This is a genomic window from Stenotrophomonas maltophilia group sp. msm4 (genome assembly GCF_032025605.1).
Taxonomy (GTDB): Bacteria; Pseudomonadota; Gammaproteobacteria; order Xanthomonadales; family Xanthomonadaceae; genus Stenotrophomonas; species Stenotrophomonas sepilia.
Genome location: NZ_JAVSKK010000002.1, coordinates 305,056 through 321,228 on the forward strand (window position 1 = coordinate 305,056; position 16,173 = coordinate 321,228).

General features: G+C 67.6%; 17 protein-coding genes. 11 read left to right on the forward strand and 6 right to left on the reverse strand.

The window, feature by feature from the left end:
- The first annotated feature begins 31 nt into the window (after positions 1–31).
- Positions 32–1,336, forward strand: coding sequence for a D-amino acid dehydrogenase (locus ROV93_RS10555; RefSeq protein WP_072167735.1), 1,305 nt, complete (start codon positions 32–34; stop codon positions 1,334–1,336).
- Positions 1,315–2,382 (forward strand): alanine racemase, encoded by a 1,068-nt coding sequence (alr, locus tag ROV93_RS10560; RefSeq protein WP_072167736.1) that lies wholly within the window; start codon positions 1,315–1,317, stop codon positions 2,380–2,382. Before ROV93_RS10555 ends, alr begins: the two co-directional genes overlap by 22 nt.
- A 95-nt stretch (positions 2,383–2,477) precedes the next feature.
- Here alr and ROV93_RS10565 read toward each other — a convergent pair whose 3' ends face one another.
- Positions 2,478–3,041 carry a DUF3016 domain-containing protein gene (locus ROV93_RS10565; RefSeq protein WP_072167817.1) on the reverse strand — a complete coding sequence of 188 codons (564 nt, stop codon included), beginning with the start codon at positions 3,039–3,041 and terminating at the stop codon, positions 2,478–2,480.
- Positions 3,042–3,285: 244 nt separating this feature from the next.
- On the opposite strand from ROV93_RS10565, the gene ROV93_RS10570 reads away from it, so the two are divergent.
- Together ROV93_RS10570 and ROV93_RS10575 are read left to right on the forward strand one after the other, a co-directional pair.
- Positions 3,286–5,274 (forward strand): ATP-binding protein, encoded by a 1,989-nt coding sequence (locus tag ROV93_RS10570; protein ID WP_005415123.1) that lies wholly within the window; start codon positions 3,286–3,288, stop codon positions 5,272–5,274.
- Between the two features lie 43 nt (positions 5,275–5,317).
- Positions 5,318–5,611, forward strand: a complete 294-nt coding sequence (locus ROV93_RS10575; RefSeq protein ID WP_019660923.1) for a DUF3247 family protein — start codon at positions 5,318–5,320, stop codon at positions 5,609–5,611.
- 70 nt (positions 5,612–5,681) lie between these two features.
- Here ROV93_RS10575 and ROV93_RS10580 read toward each other — a convergent pair whose 3' ends face one another.
- Complete coding sequence (locus tag ROV93_RS10580; RefSeq protein WP_005415125.1) at positions 5,682–5,945, reverse strand: hypothetical protein; 264 nt, start codon at positions 5,943–5,945, stop codon at positions 5,682–5,684.
- Positions 5,946–6,103: 158 nt separating this feature from the next.
- Between ROV93_RS10580 and ROV93_RS10585 the strand changes: the two genes are divergently transcribed.
- Genes ROV93_RS10585 through ROV93_RS10595 form a run of 3 tightly spaced genes read left to right on the forward strand, consistent with a single transcriptional unit; the run spans position 6,104 to position 8,546 of the window.
- Complete coding sequence (locus tag ROV93_RS10585; protein ID WP_072167737.1) at positions 6,104–7,168, forward strand: class I SAM-dependent methyltransferase; 1,065 nt, start codon at positions 6,104–6,106, stop codon at positions 7,166–7,168.
- Complete coding sequence (locus ROV93_RS10590) at positions 7,165–7,866, forward strand: pseudouridine synthase (protein WP_072167738.1); 702 nt, start codon at positions 7,165–7,167, stop codon at positions 7,864–7,866. The genes ROV93_RS10585 and ROV93_RS10590 overlap by 4 nt, the downstream gene beginning before the upstream one ends.
- Positions 7,863–8,546 carry an HAD family phosphatase gene (locus tag ROV93_RS10595; protein WP_072167739.1) on the forward strand — a complete coding sequence of 228 codons (684 nt, stop codon included), beginning with the start codon at positions 7,863–7,865 and terminating at the stop codon, positions 8,544–8,546. The genes ROV93_RS10590 and ROV93_RS10595 overlap by 4 nt, the downstream gene beginning before the upstream one ends.
- A gap of 128 nt (positions 8,547–8,674) precedes the next feature.
- Here ROV93_RS10595 and fabB read toward each other — a convergent pair whose 3' ends face one another.
- Both fabB and fabA read right to left on the reverse strand, forming a co-directional pair.
- Complete coding sequence (fabB, locus tag ROV93_RS10600) at positions 8,675–9,883, reverse strand: beta-ketoacyl-ACP synthase I (RefSeq protein ID WP_005415129.1); 1,209 nt, start codon at positions 9,881–9,883, stop codon at positions 8,675–8,677.
- Positions 9,883–10,398 (reverse strand): 3-hydroxyacyl-[acyl-carrier-protein] dehydratase FabA, encoded by a 516-nt coding sequence (fabA, locus tag ROV93_RS10605; protein ID WP_005415130.1) that lies wholly within the window; start codon positions 10,396–10,398, stop codon positions 9,883–9,885. The genes fabB and fabA overlap by 1 nt, the downstream gene beginning before the upstream one ends.
- 190 nt (positions 10,399–10,588) lie before the next feature.
- On the opposite strand from fabA, the gene dinB reads away from it, so the two are divergent.
- A complete protein-coding gene (gene dinB, locus ROV93_RS10610) occupies positions 10,589–11,683 on the forward strand; it encodes a DNA polymerase IV (protein ID WP_072167741.1) in 1,095 nt (364 codons plus the stop codon).
- A 293-nt stretch (positions 11,684–11,976) separates the two neighbouring features.
- On the opposite strand, the gene ROV93_RS10615 is transcribed toward dinB, so the two are convergent.
- Positions 11,977–12,888: an MBL fold metallo-hydrolase gene (locus ROV93_RS10615; protein WP_072167742.1), complete on the reverse strand. Its 912-nt coding sequence runs from the start codon at positions 12,886–12,888 to the stop codon at positions 11,977–11,979.
- Between the two features lie 65 nt (positions 12,889–12,953).
- Complete coding sequence (locus ROV93_RS10620; RefSeq protein WP_072167743.1) at positions 12,954–13,592, reverse strand: NAD(P)H-binding protein; 639 nt, start codon at positions 13,590–13,592, stop codon at positions 12,954–12,956.
- A gap of 108 nt (positions 13,593–13,700) precedes the next feature.
- Between ROV93_RS10620 and ROV93_RS10625 the strand changes: the two genes are divergently transcribed.
- From ROV93_RS10625 to gph, 3 genes are all read left to right on the forward strand, one after another.
- Positions 13,701–14,630 carry a LysR family transcriptional regulator gene (locus ROV93_RS10625; protein WP_072167744.1) on the forward strand — a complete coding sequence of 310 codons (930 nt, stop codon included), beginning with the start codon at positions 13,701–13,703 and terminating at the stop codon, positions 14,628–14,630.
- Entirely contained in the window at positions 14,627–15,418 is a 792-nt protein-coding gene (locus ROV93_RS10630; protein WP_072167745.1) for a class I SAM-dependent methyltransferase, read from the forward strand. The genes ROV93_RS10625 and ROV93_RS10630 overlap by 4 nt, the downstream gene beginning before the upstream one ends.
- Positions 15,419–15,481: 63 nt before the next feature.
- Positions 15,482–16,150, forward strand: coding sequence for a phosphoglycolate phosphatase (gene gph / locus ROV93_RS10635; protein ID WP_072167746.1), 669 nt, complete (start codon positions 15,482–15,484; stop codon positions 16,148–16,150).
- Positions 16,151–16,173 lie beyond the last annotated feature (23 nt).

Genomic DNA, 16,173 nt, shown 5'->3' on the forward strand with positions numbered 1-16,173 from the left:
GTGCAGGGAATGATCGGGTTGGAGAAGTCCCATGCGAGTCCTAGTTCTCGGCAGCGGCGTGATCGGCACTACCAGTGCCTGGTACCTGCGACAGGCCGGGTTTGAAGTCACGGTCATCGACCGCCAGCCCGGCCCGGCGCTGGAGACCAGCTTCGCCAATGCCGGCCAGCTGTCATTCGGCTACACCTCGCCGTGGGCGGCGCCGGGCGTGCCGAAGAAGGCGATCGGCTGGCTGTTCGAGAAGCACGCGCCGCTGGCGATCAAGCCGGGCATGGACCTGGCCCAGTACCGCTGGCTGTGGCAGATGCTGCGCAACTGTACCCACGAGCGTTATGCGATCAACAAGGCGCGCATGGTGCGCATGTCCGAGTACAGCCGCGACTGCCTGAACGAGCTGCGCGCGCAGATCGGCATCGAATTCGAAGGCCGCGACCTGGGCACCACCCAGTTGTTCCGCACCCAGCAGCAGCTGGATTCCTCGGCGCAGGACATCGAGATCCTGGCCCAGTACGGCGTGCCGTACGAGGTGCTGGACCGGGCCGGCATCATCCAGGCCGAACCGGCCCTGGCCCACGTCGATGGCCTGGTCGGCGCGCTGCGCCTGCCGCGTGACCAGACCGGCGACTGCCAGCTGTTCACCCGCCGCCTGGCGCAGATGTGCGTGGATGCCGGCGTCGAATTCCGCTTCGACCAGGACATCACCGGCCTGGAATTCGATGGCGACCGCATTACCGGCGTGCGCATCGACGCCAAGCTGGAAACCGCCGACCGCTTCGTGGTTGCGCTTGGCAGCTACTCGCCAGCGCTGGTTGCACCGCTGGGCATGCGCCTGCCGGTGTACCCGCTGAAGGGCTATTCGCTGACCCTGCCGATCACCGACCCGGCAATGGCGCCGACCTCGACCATCCTCGATGAGAGCTACAAGGTGGCGGTGACCCGCTTCGACGACCGCATCCGTGTCGGCGGCATGGCCGAAGTGGCCGGCTTCGACCTGTCGCTGTCACAGCGCCGCCGCGAGACCCTGGAACTGGTGGTCAGGGATCTCTATCCGAAGGGCGGCGACCTGTCGCGCGCGCAGTTCTGGACCGGCCTGCGCCCGGCTACGCCGGACGGTACGCCGGTGATCGGCGCCACGCCGTTCCGCAACCTGTACCTCAATACCGGACACGGCACGCTGGGCTGGACCATGGCCTGCGGCTCAGGCCGCTACCTTGCCGACCTGATGAGCGCGCGACAGCCGCAGATCAGCACCGAAGGCCTGGATATTTTCCGCTACGGCCAGTACGGTCACGCGCCGCAACTCGAGAACCGCACATGCGTCCTGCCCGCGCGCTGATCGATCTGGGCGCCCTGCGCAGCAACTACCGGCTCGCCCGTGAACTGGGCGGTGGCAAGGCCCTGGCGATCATCAAGGCCGATGCCTATGGGCATGGCGCGGTGCGCTGTGCGCAGGCGCTGGAGGGCGAGGCCGATGGATTCGGCGTGGCCACCATCGAAGAGGCACTGGAGCTGCGCCAGGCCGGCATCCGTGCGCCGATCCTGCTGCTGGAAGGCATCTTCGAGCCCAGCGACATGGCGCTGGTGGCCGAGCATGACTTCTGGTTCGCCGTCGGTTCGCCGTGGCAAGTGGAGGCACTGGCGGCGTTCGACAGCCCGCGCCCGTTGACGGTGTGGCTGAAGCTGGACAGCGGCATGCACCGCCTCGGCCTGGACGTGGACAGCTTCCGCGCGGCGCATGCACGCCTGTCGGCGCTGCCGCAGGTCGAGCGCATCGTGCTGATGACCCACCTGGCACGTGCCGACGAACTGGACAGCGAGCGCACCCGCGAGCAGGCCGCAACCTTCGCGCGCGCCATTGATGGATTGGAGGGCGAGACCAGCGTGTGCAACTCGCCGGCGCTGCTGGGCTGGCCGGAGGTGCGCAGCGATTGGGTGCGCCCGGGCCTGATGCTGTACGGCGCCAACCCGCTGCCGGATGACACCGCGTTGACCGCGCGACTGCGCCCGGTGATGACGATGCAGTCCAAGGTGATCGCCGATCGCTGGATTGAAGCCGGTGAACCGGTGGGATATGGCGCGCGCTTCGTGGCCAAGGCGCGCACCCGCGTGGGCGTGGTCGCGCTTGGCTATGCCGACGGTTACCCGCAGTTCGCCCCGAACGGCACCCCGGTGCTGATCGACGGCCAGCCCGGCGGGCTGATCGGGCGCGTGTCGATGGACATGTTGACGGTGGACCTGACCGCGCATCCGCAGGCCGGCATCGGCAGCGTGGTGGAGCTGTGGGGTTCCGCGCCGAAGCTGTCGGAGCTGGCGCCGCGCTGTGGCGTCAGTGCCTACCAGCTGCCGTGCGCGGTCAAGCGCGTGGCGAAGGTGTACGTGTAGAGCCGAGCGCACGCTCGGCTTCCGTAGCGGCCGACCCTGGTCGGCGCTGTGAATGCGTGTCGGCCAAGGTAGACACCTGCCGATGGGCCTACGGCCTACCGTGCTGCGGTGGCCTGCGCTGTCAGCTGCCGCTTCACCCAGTCGTCGATCAGGTGCTTTTCGTAGCGCAGTGGATCGCTGTCGCTCTTCAGGCCGATGTTGTGCAGGTAGCCGGTATCGCTCAGGCGCGCGTCGCCCTCGCTGATGATGCGGCCGCTGGCGTCCTTCAGCGTGTACTGCAGGCTGATCCGCGGTGGGTAGATGTCGCGCATGATCCGGATGTCGCGGCCGCGCGGGCCGTGCCACGGCTCGTAGTCACCGGCGCGCTTGATGTCGACCAGGGTCACATCAAGCGTCTGTCCCGGTTGCAGCGGTTTGGCGGCAGCGGTCTGCAGGTAGCGTGCCAGCTGCTGCACCCAGTCGCCACGCTCGGCTTCGAAGCGGTTGGTACTCTGGCGGATTTCGGTGAACTTGGCCGGATCGTCCCACTTCACGCTGACCGGGCCATCGGCCTGCAATGCGCGGGGAGCTTCCGGGTCGGTCACGGTGCGCGGGGCCGCGCTGGCGCCGCCCGCCGCCAGGGCGCCTGCCAACAGGGCAATCGCGAGTGAGCGTTTCATCACGGTCTCCTGCGTCCCCTCGATGGGGGCGATGTTGATCACAGATCGAGTGTGATCCTGCTTCCCGGTGTCGGCAATGGCCGCATGCGTCGTCTGCAAGAGCGGTTGCCGCCAATTCATCGACGTCAACCATGACTGACGGCGCTTGACGCTGTGAATACGCCCTTTGGAAGATGCTGTGCCTCCAACCTGGCCTGCACAGACACCCTTGTCCACACTGCCGCCCCTTGTGGAGCGCCCACCGATGACGGTGCCGGCGCCCGAACCCGACCTGCATCATGGCGTGCTTGAGCGCATCAACGCCGGTTTCTGCGTGATCCAGGTGCTGTTCGAGGGTGATCGTGCGGTCGACTACCGCTTCATCGAGGTCAACGATGCCTTCGAGCGCCACACCGGGCTGAAGGATGCGCGTGGAAAGCGCATGACGGCGCTGGAGCCCGGCCATGAGCAGGACTGGTTCCGCATCTATGGCGAGGTCGCACGCAGCGGCCGCCCGGCCCAGTTCGAGATGGAGGCGCGTGCGCTGGGCCGCTCGTTCGCGGTGGATGCGGTGCGCGTGGGCCGGCCGGGCGAGGACAAGGTCGGCATCCTGTTCTTCGACATCACCGCACGCAAGCAGATGGAAGTGGAGCTGGGCGAAAGCGAAGCCCGCTTCAGTGCGCTGGCCGACGGCCTGCCGATGCCGGTGTGGGTCTTGGACGAGCGCGGCCATGCCCGTTTCGTCAACAGTGCCTTCAGCGAGTTCTTCGGCGGTGACGAGACGCGCGTGCCGGAGGACGTCTGGCGCGGCTTGGTGCATCCGGACGACGCATCGGTCTTCGAGTACGAACTGCAGGAAGCATTGAAGGCGCAGCGCTCGATGCATGCGCTGGTGCGCGCACGCCGTGCCGATGGCCAGTGGCGCTGGCTGGAGATGAACGCCCGCCCGCGCTTCTCGCGCATGGGCCGCTTCATCGGCCTGGCCGGCAGCAGCCCGGACGTGACCGAACGCCGCGAGATCGAGCTGGCCCGCGAGGAACTGCTGCAGTCCGAGCGTGCCGCGCGCAGTGCTGCGGAAAACATGGCGCGGCTGAAGGATGAATTCCTGGCCACGCTGTCGCATGAGCTGCGTACGCCGTTGACCACCATCCTCGGCTGGAGCGAATTGCTTCTGCAGCGAGTGGACAACACCAGTCCGCTGTACAAGGGCCTGAACGTGATCGCCAACAGCGCCGGTGCGCAGAAGCGGCTGATCTCGGACATGCTCGACCTCAGCAGCATGCTGCTGGGCAAGGTGCAGCTGGAGGTGGAAGTGCTGGACCTGTGCGCGGTGCTGGGTGAGGCGATCGGCGCGCAGGAACTGGTGGCCGAAGGCAAGGCGCTGGACGTGCACCTGCAGCTGCCCACGCAACCCAGCCTGGTGCTGGGCGACGCCACGCGCCTGCAGCAGGTGTTCTGGAACCTGCTCTCGAACGCGATCAAGTTCACCCCGGCTGAAGGCCGCATCGACCTGCAGCTGCGGGCCGACGGCAACTACTGGGAGATCACCGTGCGTGACAGCGGTGATGGCATCGCACCCGAATTCCTCAATCATCTGTTCAGCCGCTTCCGCCAGGCCGACGGCACCACCACCCGCCGCCATGGCGGCCTAGGCCTGGGCCTTGCGATCGTGCAGCAGCTGGTCGAACTGCATGGTGGCACGGTCACTGCGGCCAGCGAGGGCCACGGCCACGGCGCGACCTTCACCGTGCGCCTGCCCCAGCATGTTCCCGATGCCGAACGGCGGCCGCTGCGTGAAGTGATCAGCGGGCCGATCCTGGAGCCGGTGATCGTCGAGCCGTATCCGCTGCGCGGCATGCATGTGCTGGCGGTGGAAGACCAGCCGGAAGTGCTGGAGTACTTGCGGCGCATGCTGGAAGAGCAGGGCGCCAGCGTGTCTGCGGCCAGTTCGGCCGGCGAAGCGCTGGCACTGCTGGCCGACACCGGCCACCTGCAATACCACGTGCTGCTGACCGACATCGGCATGCCGGGCATGGATGGCTATGGGCTGGTGCGCACCTTGCGCGAGGACATGGGCGTGGATGCGGCGACCTTGCCTGCGGTGGCGGTGACTGCACTGGCGCGTGCCGACGACCGTCGCCGCGCGCTGGCCTCGGGCTTCCAGGAGCATGTGGCCAAGCCGTACTCGGTAGCGCAGCTGGTGGCTGCCGTGCGCAAGGTGCAGGTGCCGCGCGCGGACAGCGCGCTGCACTGAACATTCACGGCCGATCGGCGACCCTGCAATCAGGAGGTCGCCGATGTCCCGTATAGCTCCACGTATCCACACCGATCCGGCGCAGATCGCGCGCCTGGAAGCCCTGCTGCCGCAGCTGGATGGCGAAACGCAGGTGGAACTGATTCTGCACGATGGCCGCCGCCTGCTCGGCACGGTGGCGGTGAGGCCAACTGTGCAGCAATACCGCAACGCCGCTGGTGATGAAGGCAGCAACGGCCAGTTGCGCCTGGATGACTACGACACGCCGGTGCAGCAGCACCATGTGTGGCTGGATGAAATCGCCAGTATCAACCGCCTGCCACCCAAGGCGCCTTGATCCGGTGTAGAGCCGAGCCCACGCTCGGCTCTGCCGCCGCCCGAGCGTGGGCTCGGGCGCTACGGATGTGTCAGTGCTCGAACAACGTCGGCGTCGCCTCGAATCGGCGTGCGTACGCACGCTCCTCTGCAACCCTCGCCACCTCGTCATCGGCCAGGTCCGGTGCCCCATAGACGGCGTAGGCAACGCTGCCGTCGGCACCATGACCGATCTGATGCAGCCGGTAGCGCGAGTGGCCGCCGCCGGTGTCCTCGGGGTAGTGCACGGGCGGATGGCTGCCTTCCAGGTCCATTTCACTGTTGTCGACCACGCCACCGACGAACAAGGCTCGCATGCAGGTTCTCCTGGGTTTCCGGGGGGAGCCTCTACCCTGAACGTTTCAATGTTTCTGGCGGATCAAGGCCCCGTTCGGGTTTCGCAAAGCGGGCCGCCGGGGCCGGCCCGGCCAAGCCGGTACAATGGACGGCCCTCACGCTTGAAGTACCCGCGCCGATGGCCTCCAGCGACGACGCCCCCCTGCAGACCCTGCTCCTGCCGTTCTCCCAAGGCGCCCTGCGCTGGCCGGAGGGCCCGGTGGCCTTCCTGCGTGCCCGCGATGGCTGGCCATTGCGCGAAGTGGCCGGCAACCGCGAGGTGCACTGCGAACAGAGCTTCGCCCCGTTCGCGCAACCGCTGCAGCAGGCTGCCGGCTGGACCGTCAGCGGCCAGCTGGATGACGCGGCCGGCAAGGGCCGCTACCCGTTGGTGCTGGTGCTGCCGCCGCGCCAGCGCGAAGAAGCCCGTGCGCTGTTCGCCCGTGCGCTGGCGCTGGTCGCCGATGGCGGCCGCATCGTTGCCTGCCAGTCCAACAACGAAGGTGCGCGTTCGGGCGAGGGCGACCTCAAGCAGTTGGCCGGCCTCGGTGGCTGCCTGACCAAGAACCACTGCCGCGTGTACTGGACCGCCCCGCTGCAGGGCCGGCACGACGTTGACCTGGCCAAGCGCTGGTCGGCGCTGGATGCGGTGCGCCCGATCGTGGGCGGTCGCTTCCTCAGCCGCCCGGGCGTGTTCGCCTGGGATCGCATCGATCCGGCGTCGGCGCTGCTGGCCGAGCACCTGCCGGCCGACCTGGCCGGACGCGCCGCCGACCTCGGCGCGGGCTACGGCTATCTGTCGCGCGAACTTCTGGAACGCTGCCCGAAGATCACCGCGCTGGACCTGTACGAGGCCGAGCAGCGCGCGCTGGCACTGGCCGAGCTCAATCTGGCGCCGCCGCCGCGACCGCTGCCGCTGCGTTTCCTGTGGCAGGACGTCACCGCCGGCATCGAGCCGGGCTACGACGTCATCATCAGCAACCCGCCGTTCCACACGCCTTCGCGCGCTGACCGCCCGGACATCGGCCAGCGCTTCATCGCCGTGGCTGCGCAGGCGTTGCGCCCGGGCGGGCGCCTGTACGTGGTGGCCAACCGCCACCTGCCTTACGAGCACACCCTCAACGACAGCTTCGGCGCGGTGCGCGTGGTCGCCGAGCGCGACGGTTTCAAGCTGGTGGAAGCCGTGAAGGGGAAGGGCAAGTGAAGCTGGTCAAGCACATCGCCAACCTGGGCTATGGCAGCCGCAAGCAGGTGCAATGGATGTTCCGCGAAGGCCGCGTCACCGACGCCGATGGCGAGGTGCTGTATGCCGACGACCAGGTGCCGCATGACGCCATCCGGGTCGATGGCGAGCCGCTGGACCCACCGCCGGGGCTGTCGATCGCGCTGCACAAGCCGGCTGGCTACACCTGTTCGACCAAGGACACCGGGCGCCTTATCTACGACCTGTTGCCGCCGCGCTTCCGCGACCGCGATCCGGTGCTGTCCACGGTCGGCCGCCTCGACCGCGAGACCAGTGGCCTGCTGTTGCTGACCGACGATGGTGGCCTGCTGCACCGGATCATCTCGCCGAAGTCGAAGCTGCCGAAAGTCTATGAGGTCGAGTTGAGCGAGGACCTGCGCGGCGACGAGGTGGCGCTGTTCGCCAGCGGCACGCTGATGCTGGAATCGGAGAAGACGCCCCTGCTGCCGGCTGAACTGGAAGTGCTGGATGCGCGCCGTGCGCGGCTGGTGCTGCACGAAGGCCGCTACCATCAGGTACGCCGCATGTTCGCCGCCACCGGCAACCACGTGCAGGCCCTGCACCGCAGCCGCGTCGGCGGGCTGGACCTGCAGGGGCTGGACGAAGGGCAATGGCGGCAGCTCACCCCTACCGACCTGGATACGCTGTTCGCTCCATGACCCCCATCGCTGCGCTGCCGTTTCTTCCCGACGCCGTCATCTTTGACATGGACGGCCTGATGATCGACAGCGAGCGTGTCTCGCTGGCCTGCTGGGGCCAGGCCGCCGATGAATTCGGGCTGGGCCTGGACGAGGCGGTGTTCCTGCGCATGGTCGGCCTCGGCGACCGCGATTCGCACGCGCTGCTGCGCGCGCAGGGCATCGAGGACAGCGTGATCGATGCGGTGGCCGCACGTTGCCACGACCTCTATGAGGCACGCACACAGACCGGGTTGCCGTTGCGTCCGGGCATCCTGGAACTGCTGGAGCTGCTGAAAGTGCACGCGGTACCGCGGGCGGTGGCCACCACCACGCGGCAGCCGCGGGCCAACCGCAAGCTGGCCGCTGCTGGCCTGCTGCCGTATTTCGATGCGGTGATCACCAGTGGCGACGTGGCGCGGCCGAAGCCGGCGCCGGATATCTACCTGCTGGCCGCGCAGCGATTGGGGCAGGTGCCCGGGCGTTGCCTGGCGCTGGAGGATTCACCGGCCGGTACGCGCGCGGCGCTGGCGGCTGGCATGACCGTGATCCAGGTGCCGGACCTGGTGCATCCGGATGAAGAGCTGCGTGCCCTGGGCCACCGCATCGTTGGATCCCTGGTGGACGCGCACGCGCTGCTGCTGCCGTTGCTGCCGAAGTAAGGTGGGTGCCGACCGTTGGTCGGCCCAGTGCCCCGGTAGGTGCCAACCTTGGTTGGCACAGAGCCGAGCATGGCTCGGCTCTACATCCTTGGGTGGGTGCCGACCGTTGGTCGGCACGCCCGTCCCCATCACACCCGCCCGAACACCAGCGCGGCGTTGGTGCCACCGAAGCCGAAGCTGTTGGACATCACCGTATCCAGTTTCTGCTCGCGGCTCTCGCGCAGGATCGGGAAGCTCTCCACCTTCGGGTCCAGCTCGCCGATGTTGGCCGAACCGGCAACGAAGCCATCGCGCATCATCAGCAGGCAGTAGATCGCCTCGTGCACGCTGGCTGCACCGAGCGAGTGCCCGGACAACGCCTTGGTCGAAGACAGCGGCGGCACCGCATCGCCGAACACTTCGCGGATCGCGTTGAGCTCGGTGACATCGCCAAGCGGGGTCGAGGTGCCGTGGGTGTTCAGGTAGTCCAGCGGGCGATCGACACCCTGCAGCGCCATCTTCATGCAGCGCACCGCACCTTCACCGGAGGGCGCCACCATGTCGGCACCGTCGGAGGTGACGCCATAGCCGATCAGCTCGGCATGGATGTGGGCACCGCGTGCGACGGCGTGGTCGTAATCCTCCAGCACCAGCATGCCGCCACCACCGGCAATGACGAAGCCGTCGCGGTCCTTGTCGTACGGGCGCGAGGCACTGGCCGGGGTTTCGTTGAAGCTGGTCGACAGGGCACCCATCGCGTCGAACATCACGCTCATCGACCAGTGCAGGTCTTCGCCACCGCCGGCGAACATGATGTCCTGCGCACCGTGCCGGATCATGTCCGCAGCGGCGCCGATGCAATGCGCCGAGGTCGCGCAGGCAGCCGACAGCGAGTAGCTGACGCCCTTGATCTGGTAGGCCGTGGCCAGGCAGGCCGAGACCGTCGAGCACATCGTGCGCGGCACCATGTATGGGCCGACCTTGCGCACGCCACGTTCGCGCAGCAGGTCGACGGCACCGATCTGCCATTCGCTGGAGCCGCCACCGGAACCGGCGATCAGGCCGGTGCGCAGGCTGCTGACCTGCTCGGGGCTGAGCCCGGCATCGGCGATGGCATCGCGCATGGCCAGGTAGGCGAAGGCCGCCGCGTCGCTCATGAAGCGCTTCTGCTTGCGGTCGATCAAGGCGTCCAGGTCGAGGTCGACGCGGCCACCGACCTGGCTGCGCAGGCCTGCTTCGGCGTGGTCGGCCAAGGCGGTGATGCCCGAGCGTCCCTCACGCAGCGCGGCCGAAACGGTATCCAGATCATTGCCGAGGCAGGACGTGATGCCCATGCCGGTGATGACGACGCGACGCATCAGAAGCTCCCGGTTTCGGTGAACAGGCCGACGCGCAGGTCGCGCGCGCTATAGATTTCGCGGTCGTCCACGTACATGCGGGCGTCCGACTGGGCCATCACCAGCTTGCGGTTGATGACCCGGCTGATGTCGATCTCGTAGCGTACGAGCTTGGCGTCCGGCAATACCTGGCCGGTGAACTTCACCTCGCCACAGCCCAGCGCGCGGCCCTTGCCGGGTGCACCCAGCCAGGTCAGGAAGAAGCCGGTCAGCTGCCACATGGCATCCAGGCCCAGGCAGCCTGGCATCACCGGGTCGCCGATGAAGTGGCAGCCGAAGAACCACAGGTCCGGGCGGATATCCAGTTCGGCGCGTACCATGCCCTTGCCATGCGGTCCGCCGTCCTCTCGGATGTCGGTGATGCGGTCGAACATCAGCATCGGGTCGTTGGGCAAACGGCCGGCGGCGGTGCCGAACAGTTCACCGCGTGCGCTGGCCAGCAGCTGTTCGCGGTTGAACGCGTGGAGACGGGTCATGAAGCACAATCCTGGAAGCGGAGAACAGGGAAACAAGCGCCCGAGAATGCCCGTGGAAACTGCGCCGATCAAACATTTCAACCGTACGCAACCGTAGTGTTTTCAAGGGAATACGCGCATCCTGTTGATGTGCAACGACCATACTTCGGCGTGTGGCCCACCCGGCCCGGCCCCGCCTTTTCCACCTGACATGACCCGACTGCGCAAGATCATCCACGTTGACATGGACGCGTTCTACGCGTCGGTGGAGCAGCGCGACGATCCGTCACTGCGCGGCAAGCCGGTGGTTGTGGCATGGCGCGGCGCACGCTCGGTGGTGTGCGCGGCATCGTACGAGGCACGCGTGTTCGGTGTGCGTTCGGCCATGCCGGCAGTGCGGGCCGAACGCCTGTGCCCGGATGCGATCTTCGTGCCGCCCGACTTCGCACGTTACAAGGCGGTGTCACGCCAGGTGCGCGAGATCTTCCTGCGCCACACCGACCTGGTTGAGCCATTGTCGCTGGATGAAGCCTACCTGGACGTGACCGAGCCGAAGAGCGGCATCGAACTGGCGACCGACATCGCCCGTACCATCCGCATGCAGATCCGTGAGGAGACCAACCTGACTGCTTCAGCCGGGATCGCGCCGAACAAGTTCCTGGCCAAGATCGCCTCGGACTGGCGCAAGCCCGATGGCCAGTTCGTGATTCCGCCGCAGCGGGTGGACGCCTTCCTGCTGCCGTTGCCGGTGAGCCGGGTGCCTGGCGTCGGCAAGGTGATGGAAGGCAAGCTGGCCGCGCGCGGCATCGCCACCTGCGGCGACCTGCGGCAGTGGGCACTGATCGATCTGGAAGAAGCGTTCGGCAGTTTCGGCCGCAGCCTGTACAACCGCGCACGCGGCATCGACGAGCGGCCGGTGGAACCGGACCAGCAGGTGCAGTCGATTTCCTCGGAGGACACCTTCGCCGAAGACCTGCTGCTGGAAGACCTGACCGAGGCCATCGTGCAGTTGGCGGAGAAGACCTGGAATGCCACTCGCAAGACCGAACGTGTCGGCCATACCGTGGTGCTGAAGTTGAAAACCGCGCAGTTCCGCATTCTCACCCGCAGCTTCACCCCGGAACGTCCGCCGGAGTCGATGGAAGAACTGCGCGACATCGCACTGGCCCTGCGCGCCCGCGTCGACCTGCCAGCGGAGACACGCTATCGGCTGGTGGGTGTCGGGCTGGGCGGCTTCCGCGAAAAGGAACCGGTGGTGCAGGGGGAATTGTTCGAGCACGACATGAACAATCCCACAGATACCTAATCATCAAATAGTGGGGTCAGAGCCCGTTGCGCAGCAACGGGCTCTGACCCCGTGCCGACCAACGGTCGGCACCCACCATCAGCAGCAGGTTCCGACAGACCTGTCGAAGGCGGGGTGGGTCCGGTTGCGGGGGCGTGTGAGCCGCATGGATGCGGCGACCGAGCTTACATGGACGTACTTGCAGCGCCCCCCGCAACCGGACCCACCTCGCCTTCCCACCGATAGCCAGCTGTTGCTGTTGCTGTTGCCTCTGCAGGTGCAGGGCGCAGCCCTGCAAAAGAAAACTCCCCACCTCATGGCCACTGCATCTCGCCCTTGGCCACCTTCGCACTCAGCTCCAGCGATGCCACGCCGGCCAGCGTCGGGTAGCGCGCCTGCATCGCCTTCACCAGTGCCGCACTGTCCTTGGCCTTGGCCGCCTCGGCGTCGAACGCGCGGATGTAGTCCGCAGTGAAGCGCAGCGCACTGGCATCCAGTGCGGCACCCGGCGCGTAATGCCCCGGCACCACCACCTTCGGCTTCAGTGCCTGCAACCGCTGCAGGGTCTGCAGCCAGTCAGTGTGCGACTTCGTCGTCTGCGTGTCGGCCATCCACACGTGCTCACCGGCCACCACCGGAATGCCGCCGACGATCGCGCGCAGCGACGGTACCCACAGCACCGTGCGGTCCGGGGTCGGGCCATCCAGGCCGATCAGTGGCAGGCGCTGGCCTTCCAGCTGCAGGGCATCGCCGTCCAGTACCTGCGGCACCACGATGCGTGCCGGCACGTCGGCGCCCATCTTCGGTCCCCAGTAGGCCAGCTTGCCGGCCTGGGTCTGCTGGATGTGGGCGACGGTCTGCGCAGTGGCGACGATGCGTGCCTGCGGGAAGGCATCCTGCAGGGTGGCCAGGCCGAAGTAGTAGTCCGGATCGCCGTGGCTGATGTAGATCGTGGTCAGCTGCTTGCCACTGGCGCGGATCCGTTCGACCAGCTTGCGCGCGTCGCTGGCACCAAACTGTGCATCGACCAGGATCGCGTCGTGGCGGCCTTCGATCAGCACCGAGGATACCGAGAACATCGCCTGCGGGCCGGGATGGAAGGTCTGCAGGTGCAGTTGTGATTTCGTCGCGATGGTCGGCGCCGCGGTGGCCGGTGCGGCCAGCAGCGGCGCACTGGTGAACGTGGCGGCCAGGGCGAGGGGAAGCAGCAGGGCAGCGGTACGCATGGGGAATTCCTTGTGTCGGATAGGGAGCCGAGCGTGGGCTTGGCCCTACAGGGCTCGCGCGTCGATCAGTACGCGGCCGTGATGATCTGCTTCGGGTACTGGTGCGCTTCCAGCTCGGCGACGAACGCGGCGCCGTAGTCGGCATAACTGATGCGGCTGTGGCCGCTGGCGTCGGCCAGGAAGGCCTTGGGCTGCACACGGTACTGGCCGCGCTCTTCGCCCGGGCCGATTTCGGCGGCCGGCGAGAAGAAGGTCCAGTCCAGGTCGTCCACTGCCTGCAGGCGATTGAAGGCTTCACGATGGGCTAGCGCGTACGGCTTGTAGGCTTCCGGGAAGTTGGGGGTATCGACCAGCTGCACGCCCGGCGCGACTTCCAGGCTGCCGGCGCCACCCACCACCATCAGGCGCGGTACTCCGGCCTTGCGCGCGGCGGCCGCCAGCTGCGCGGCGATCTCGCCCACGCGGCCGATGTCATCGCCCGGACGCGGGCCGTAGGCGCTGGCCAGCACGTCGTGGCCAGCGATGGCGGCGACCAGCGCGTCCTGGTCATCCAACGAGGCGATCACCGGATGGGCACCGGCCAGTTCGGCCGGAAGGTCCTGCGCGCTGCGCACGATGACGGTGAGTTCGTGGCCGTGGGCCAGCGCGTGGCGGGCGATCTGGCGGCCGATGTTGCCGGTGGAACCAACGAGGGCGATCTTCATGGCAGGACTCCGTGGGGCGATGTGGGCTGGGAATGGGGCCACTCTAGGCCGCTGCAGTCGCTCGAAAAACAGCGTATAACGCGCTTGTTTGTTGCACGAATCGAGCATATGGACCGATTGACCGCCATGGCCGTGTTTGTCGAGGTGGCCGAGCGCGGCAGCCTCACCGCCGCCGCAGAAGTGCTGGACATGTCGCGGGCGATGGTCAGCCGCTACCTGGCCGAGGTCGAGGGCTGGCTGGGCGCACGCCTGCTGCACCGGACCACACGCCGGGTCAGCCTGACCGGCCCGGGCGAGGCGGCGCTGGCGCGCTTCCGGCAGATGCTGGCAATCGGCGAAGAACTGCAGGGCGAGCTGGCCAGTGATGATCCCGAGCCGCACGGCACGCTGCGGGTGACCGCCAGCGTGTCGTTCGGGCAGAGCCACCTGGCGCGGGCGGTGGCCGGTTTCGTCGCACGCCATCCGGCGGCGCGCATCGAGCTGCTGCTGGTCGACCGCACGGTGAACCTGGTCGAGGAGCGCGTGGACCTGGCCGTGCGCATCGCGCGCCAGATCGACCCCAGCCTGATCGCGCGGCGGCTGGCCACCTGCCGCTCGGTGCTGTGCGCGACGCCGTCGTACCTGCAGGCGCGTGGCACGCCGACCGCGCCGGAGCACCTGGCCGCGCACAACTGCCTGACCCACCACTACGTCGGCAAGAGCCTGTGGCAGCTGCACCGCGATGGCCGTTCGCTGTCGGTGGCGGTGGGCGGCAACATCAGCGCCAACGATGCCTCGCTGCTGCTGGAGGCGGTACGCGCCGGTGCCGGGATCGCCATGCTGCCGACCTACCAGGTGGCGCCACTGCTGCGCAGCGGCGAGCTGATCGAACTGCTGCCCGGATTCAGTCTGGACGAGCTCGGCATTCATGCCGTGTACGCATCACGGCGCCAGCAGCCCGCTATCATGCGGCGATTCCTGGATTACCTGGCCGAGTGTTTCGCCAGCCCGGCCTTCCAGGATCTGGATTGGCGCCCACCGGGCAAGGAGAACACATGAACCATGGACAGGCCTTGATCGACCACAACCGTGCTGCCTGGGACCGCCAGGCCAGCGAAGTGCGCGAATGGTCGCGCCCGGTGGAGAGTTCAACCATTGCCGCCGCGCGCGAAGGCCGCTGGCAGGTGCACCTGACCCCACGCGCGCTGCCACTGGACTGGCTGGGCGACGTGCGCGGCCGACGCATCCTGTGCCTGGCCTCGGGTGGTGGCCAGCAGGCCCCCGTGCTGGCCGCTGCGGGCGCCGACGTCACCGTGTTCGACCTGTCCGACGGGCAGCTGGAACAGGACCGCCGGGTCGCTGCGCGTGATGGACTGCAGCTGCGCACGGTGCAGGGCGACATCCGCGACCTGCACGTATTCGCCAACGACAGTTTCGACGTGGTGTTCCATCCGATCTCCAACCTGTACGTGCCCGACGTGCGCCCGGTGTGGACCGAATGCCGCCGCGTGCTTGCGCGCGATGGCATGTTGATGGCCAGTTTCTACAACCCGGTGCTGTTCGTCGGTGCACGTGATCCGCAGCTGGACGCACAGGGTTTGATCCGGCCGCAGTACGCCATTCCCTATTCGGACCTGGAAGACCTGCCCGCCGCAGAGCGTGAGGCGAAACTCGCCCGCGGTGATGCGCTGACCTTTGGCCACAGCCTGACCGAACTGATCGGCGGGCAGCTGGATGCAGGCTTCGTGATTGATCGGTTCATGGAAGACTGGCAGCCGAAGCCGCGCTTCCTGATCGACCGTTACCTGCCCACCTTTCTGGCCACCCGCGCACGCAGGATCGGATGAGGCGGATCCTGGAAAAAAACGCGGCGTACAATGGGCGGCCCCACGTTGTACAGGCGTCGTCCCTTGTCGTATCCCTATCCGCTGGTCGTATTCGATCTCGATGGCACGCTGGTCGACAGCGCATCTGACATCGCCGAAGCGCTGAACCGCACGCTGGAAGCCATCGGCATGGCACGCGTGCCGGAAGCCACCGTGCTCGGCTGGATCGGCGACGGAGTGCGCCGCCTGGTCGAACAGGCCGTGCACGCCGCCGGTCGTGAGGTCGACCTGGCCGAGGTCATGCCGGTGTTCATGGTGCACTACCGTGAATGCCTGCTGCGCAGCCCGCGCCTGTTCGATGGCGTGGCCGAGGCACTGGCGCAGCTGCGCGCGCGCGACGTGCCACTGGCGATCTGCACCAACAAGCCCGAAGCACTGGTGCCGCCGCTGCTGCAGCACCTGGGCATCGGTGATGCGTTCGCGCTGGTACTGGGCGGCGATTCACTGCCACAGCGCAAGCCCAGCGGCGAACCGCTGCGGCACATCGCCACGCACTTCGGGCTGCCGGTGCAGGCGTGCCTGATGGTGGGAGATTCGTTGACCGACTACCGCGCCGCCGAAGATGCGGGCATGCCGATCGCGCTGGTGCGCTACGGCTATCCGCGCGGCCTGGACCTGGCCAGCGCGCATGCGGTGGCGGTGATCGACGACCTGCGCGAACTGCCGGGGTTGACCGCCGGCGTCCCGGTGTAGAGCCGAGCCCATGCTCGGCTGCT

What these genes read in the sequence shown, in the direction of transcription:
- ROV93_RS10595 (WP_072167739.1), top strand. Translation starts at nt 7,863, where the DNA reads ATGACCCCCATCGCTGCGCTGCCGTTTCTTCCCGACGCCGTCATCTTT.
- ROV93_RS10565 (WP_072167817.1), bottom strand. Translation starts at nt 3,041, where the DNA reads ATGAAACGCTCACTCGCGATTGCCCTGTTGGCAGGCGCCCTGGCGGCG.
- dinB (WP_072167741.1), top strand. Translation starts at nt 10,589, where the DNA reads ATGACCCGACTGCGCAAGATCATCCACGTTGACATGGACGCGTTCTAC.
- fabA (WP_005415130.1), bottom strand. Translation starts at nt 10,398, where the DNA reads ATGACCCGTCTCCACGCGTTCAACCGCGAACAGCTGCTGGCCAGCGCA.
- ROV93_RS10620 (WP_072167743.1), bottom strand. Translation starts at nt 13,592, where the DNA reads ATGAAGATCGCCCTCGTTGGTTCCACCGGCAACATCGGCCGCCAGATC.
- ROV93_RS10555 (WP_072167735.1), top strand. Translation starts at nt 32, where the DNA reads ATGCGAGTCCTAGTTCTCGGCAGCGGCGTGATCGGCACTACCAGTGCC.
- fabB (WP_005415129.1), bottom strand. Translation starts at nt 9,883, where the DNA reads ATGCGTCGCGTCGTCATCACCGGCATGGGCATCACGTCCTGCCTCGGC.
- ROV93_RS10585 (WP_072167737.1), top strand. Translation starts at nt 6,104, where the DNA reads ATGGCCTCCAGCGACGACGCCCCCCTGCAGACCCTGCTCCTGCCGTTC.
- ROV93_RS10580 (WP_005415125.1), bottom strand. Translation starts at nt 5,945, where the DNA reads ATGCGAGCCTTGTTCGTCGGTGGCGTGGTCGACAACAGTGAAATGGAC.
- ROV93_RS10625 (WP_072167744.1), top strand. Translation starts at nt 13,701, where the DNA reads ATGGACCGATTGACCGCCATGGCCGTGTTTGTCGAGGTGGCCGAGCGC.
- ROV93_RS10575 (WP_019660923.1), top strand. Translation starts at nt 5,318, where the DNA reads ATGTCCCGTATAGCTCCACGTATCCACACCGATCCGGCGCAGATCGCG.
- ROV93_RS10570 (WP_005415123.1), top strand. Translation starts at nt 3,286, where the DNA reads ATGACGGTGCCGGCGCCCGAACCCGACCTGCATCATGGCGTGCTTGAG.
- alr (WP_072167736.1), top strand. Translation starts at nt 1,315, where the DNA reads ATGCGTCCTGCCCGCGCGCTGATCGATCTGGGCGCCCTGCGCAGCAAC.
- ROV93_RS10615 (WP_072167742.1), bottom strand. Translation starts at nt 12,888, where the DNA reads ATGCGTACCGCTGCCCTGCTGCTTCCCCTCGCCCTGGCCGCCACGTTC.
- ROV93_RS10630 (WP_072167745.1), top strand. Translation starts at nt 14,627, where the DNA reads ATGAACCATGGACAGGCCTTGATCGACCACAACCGTGCTGCCTGGGAC.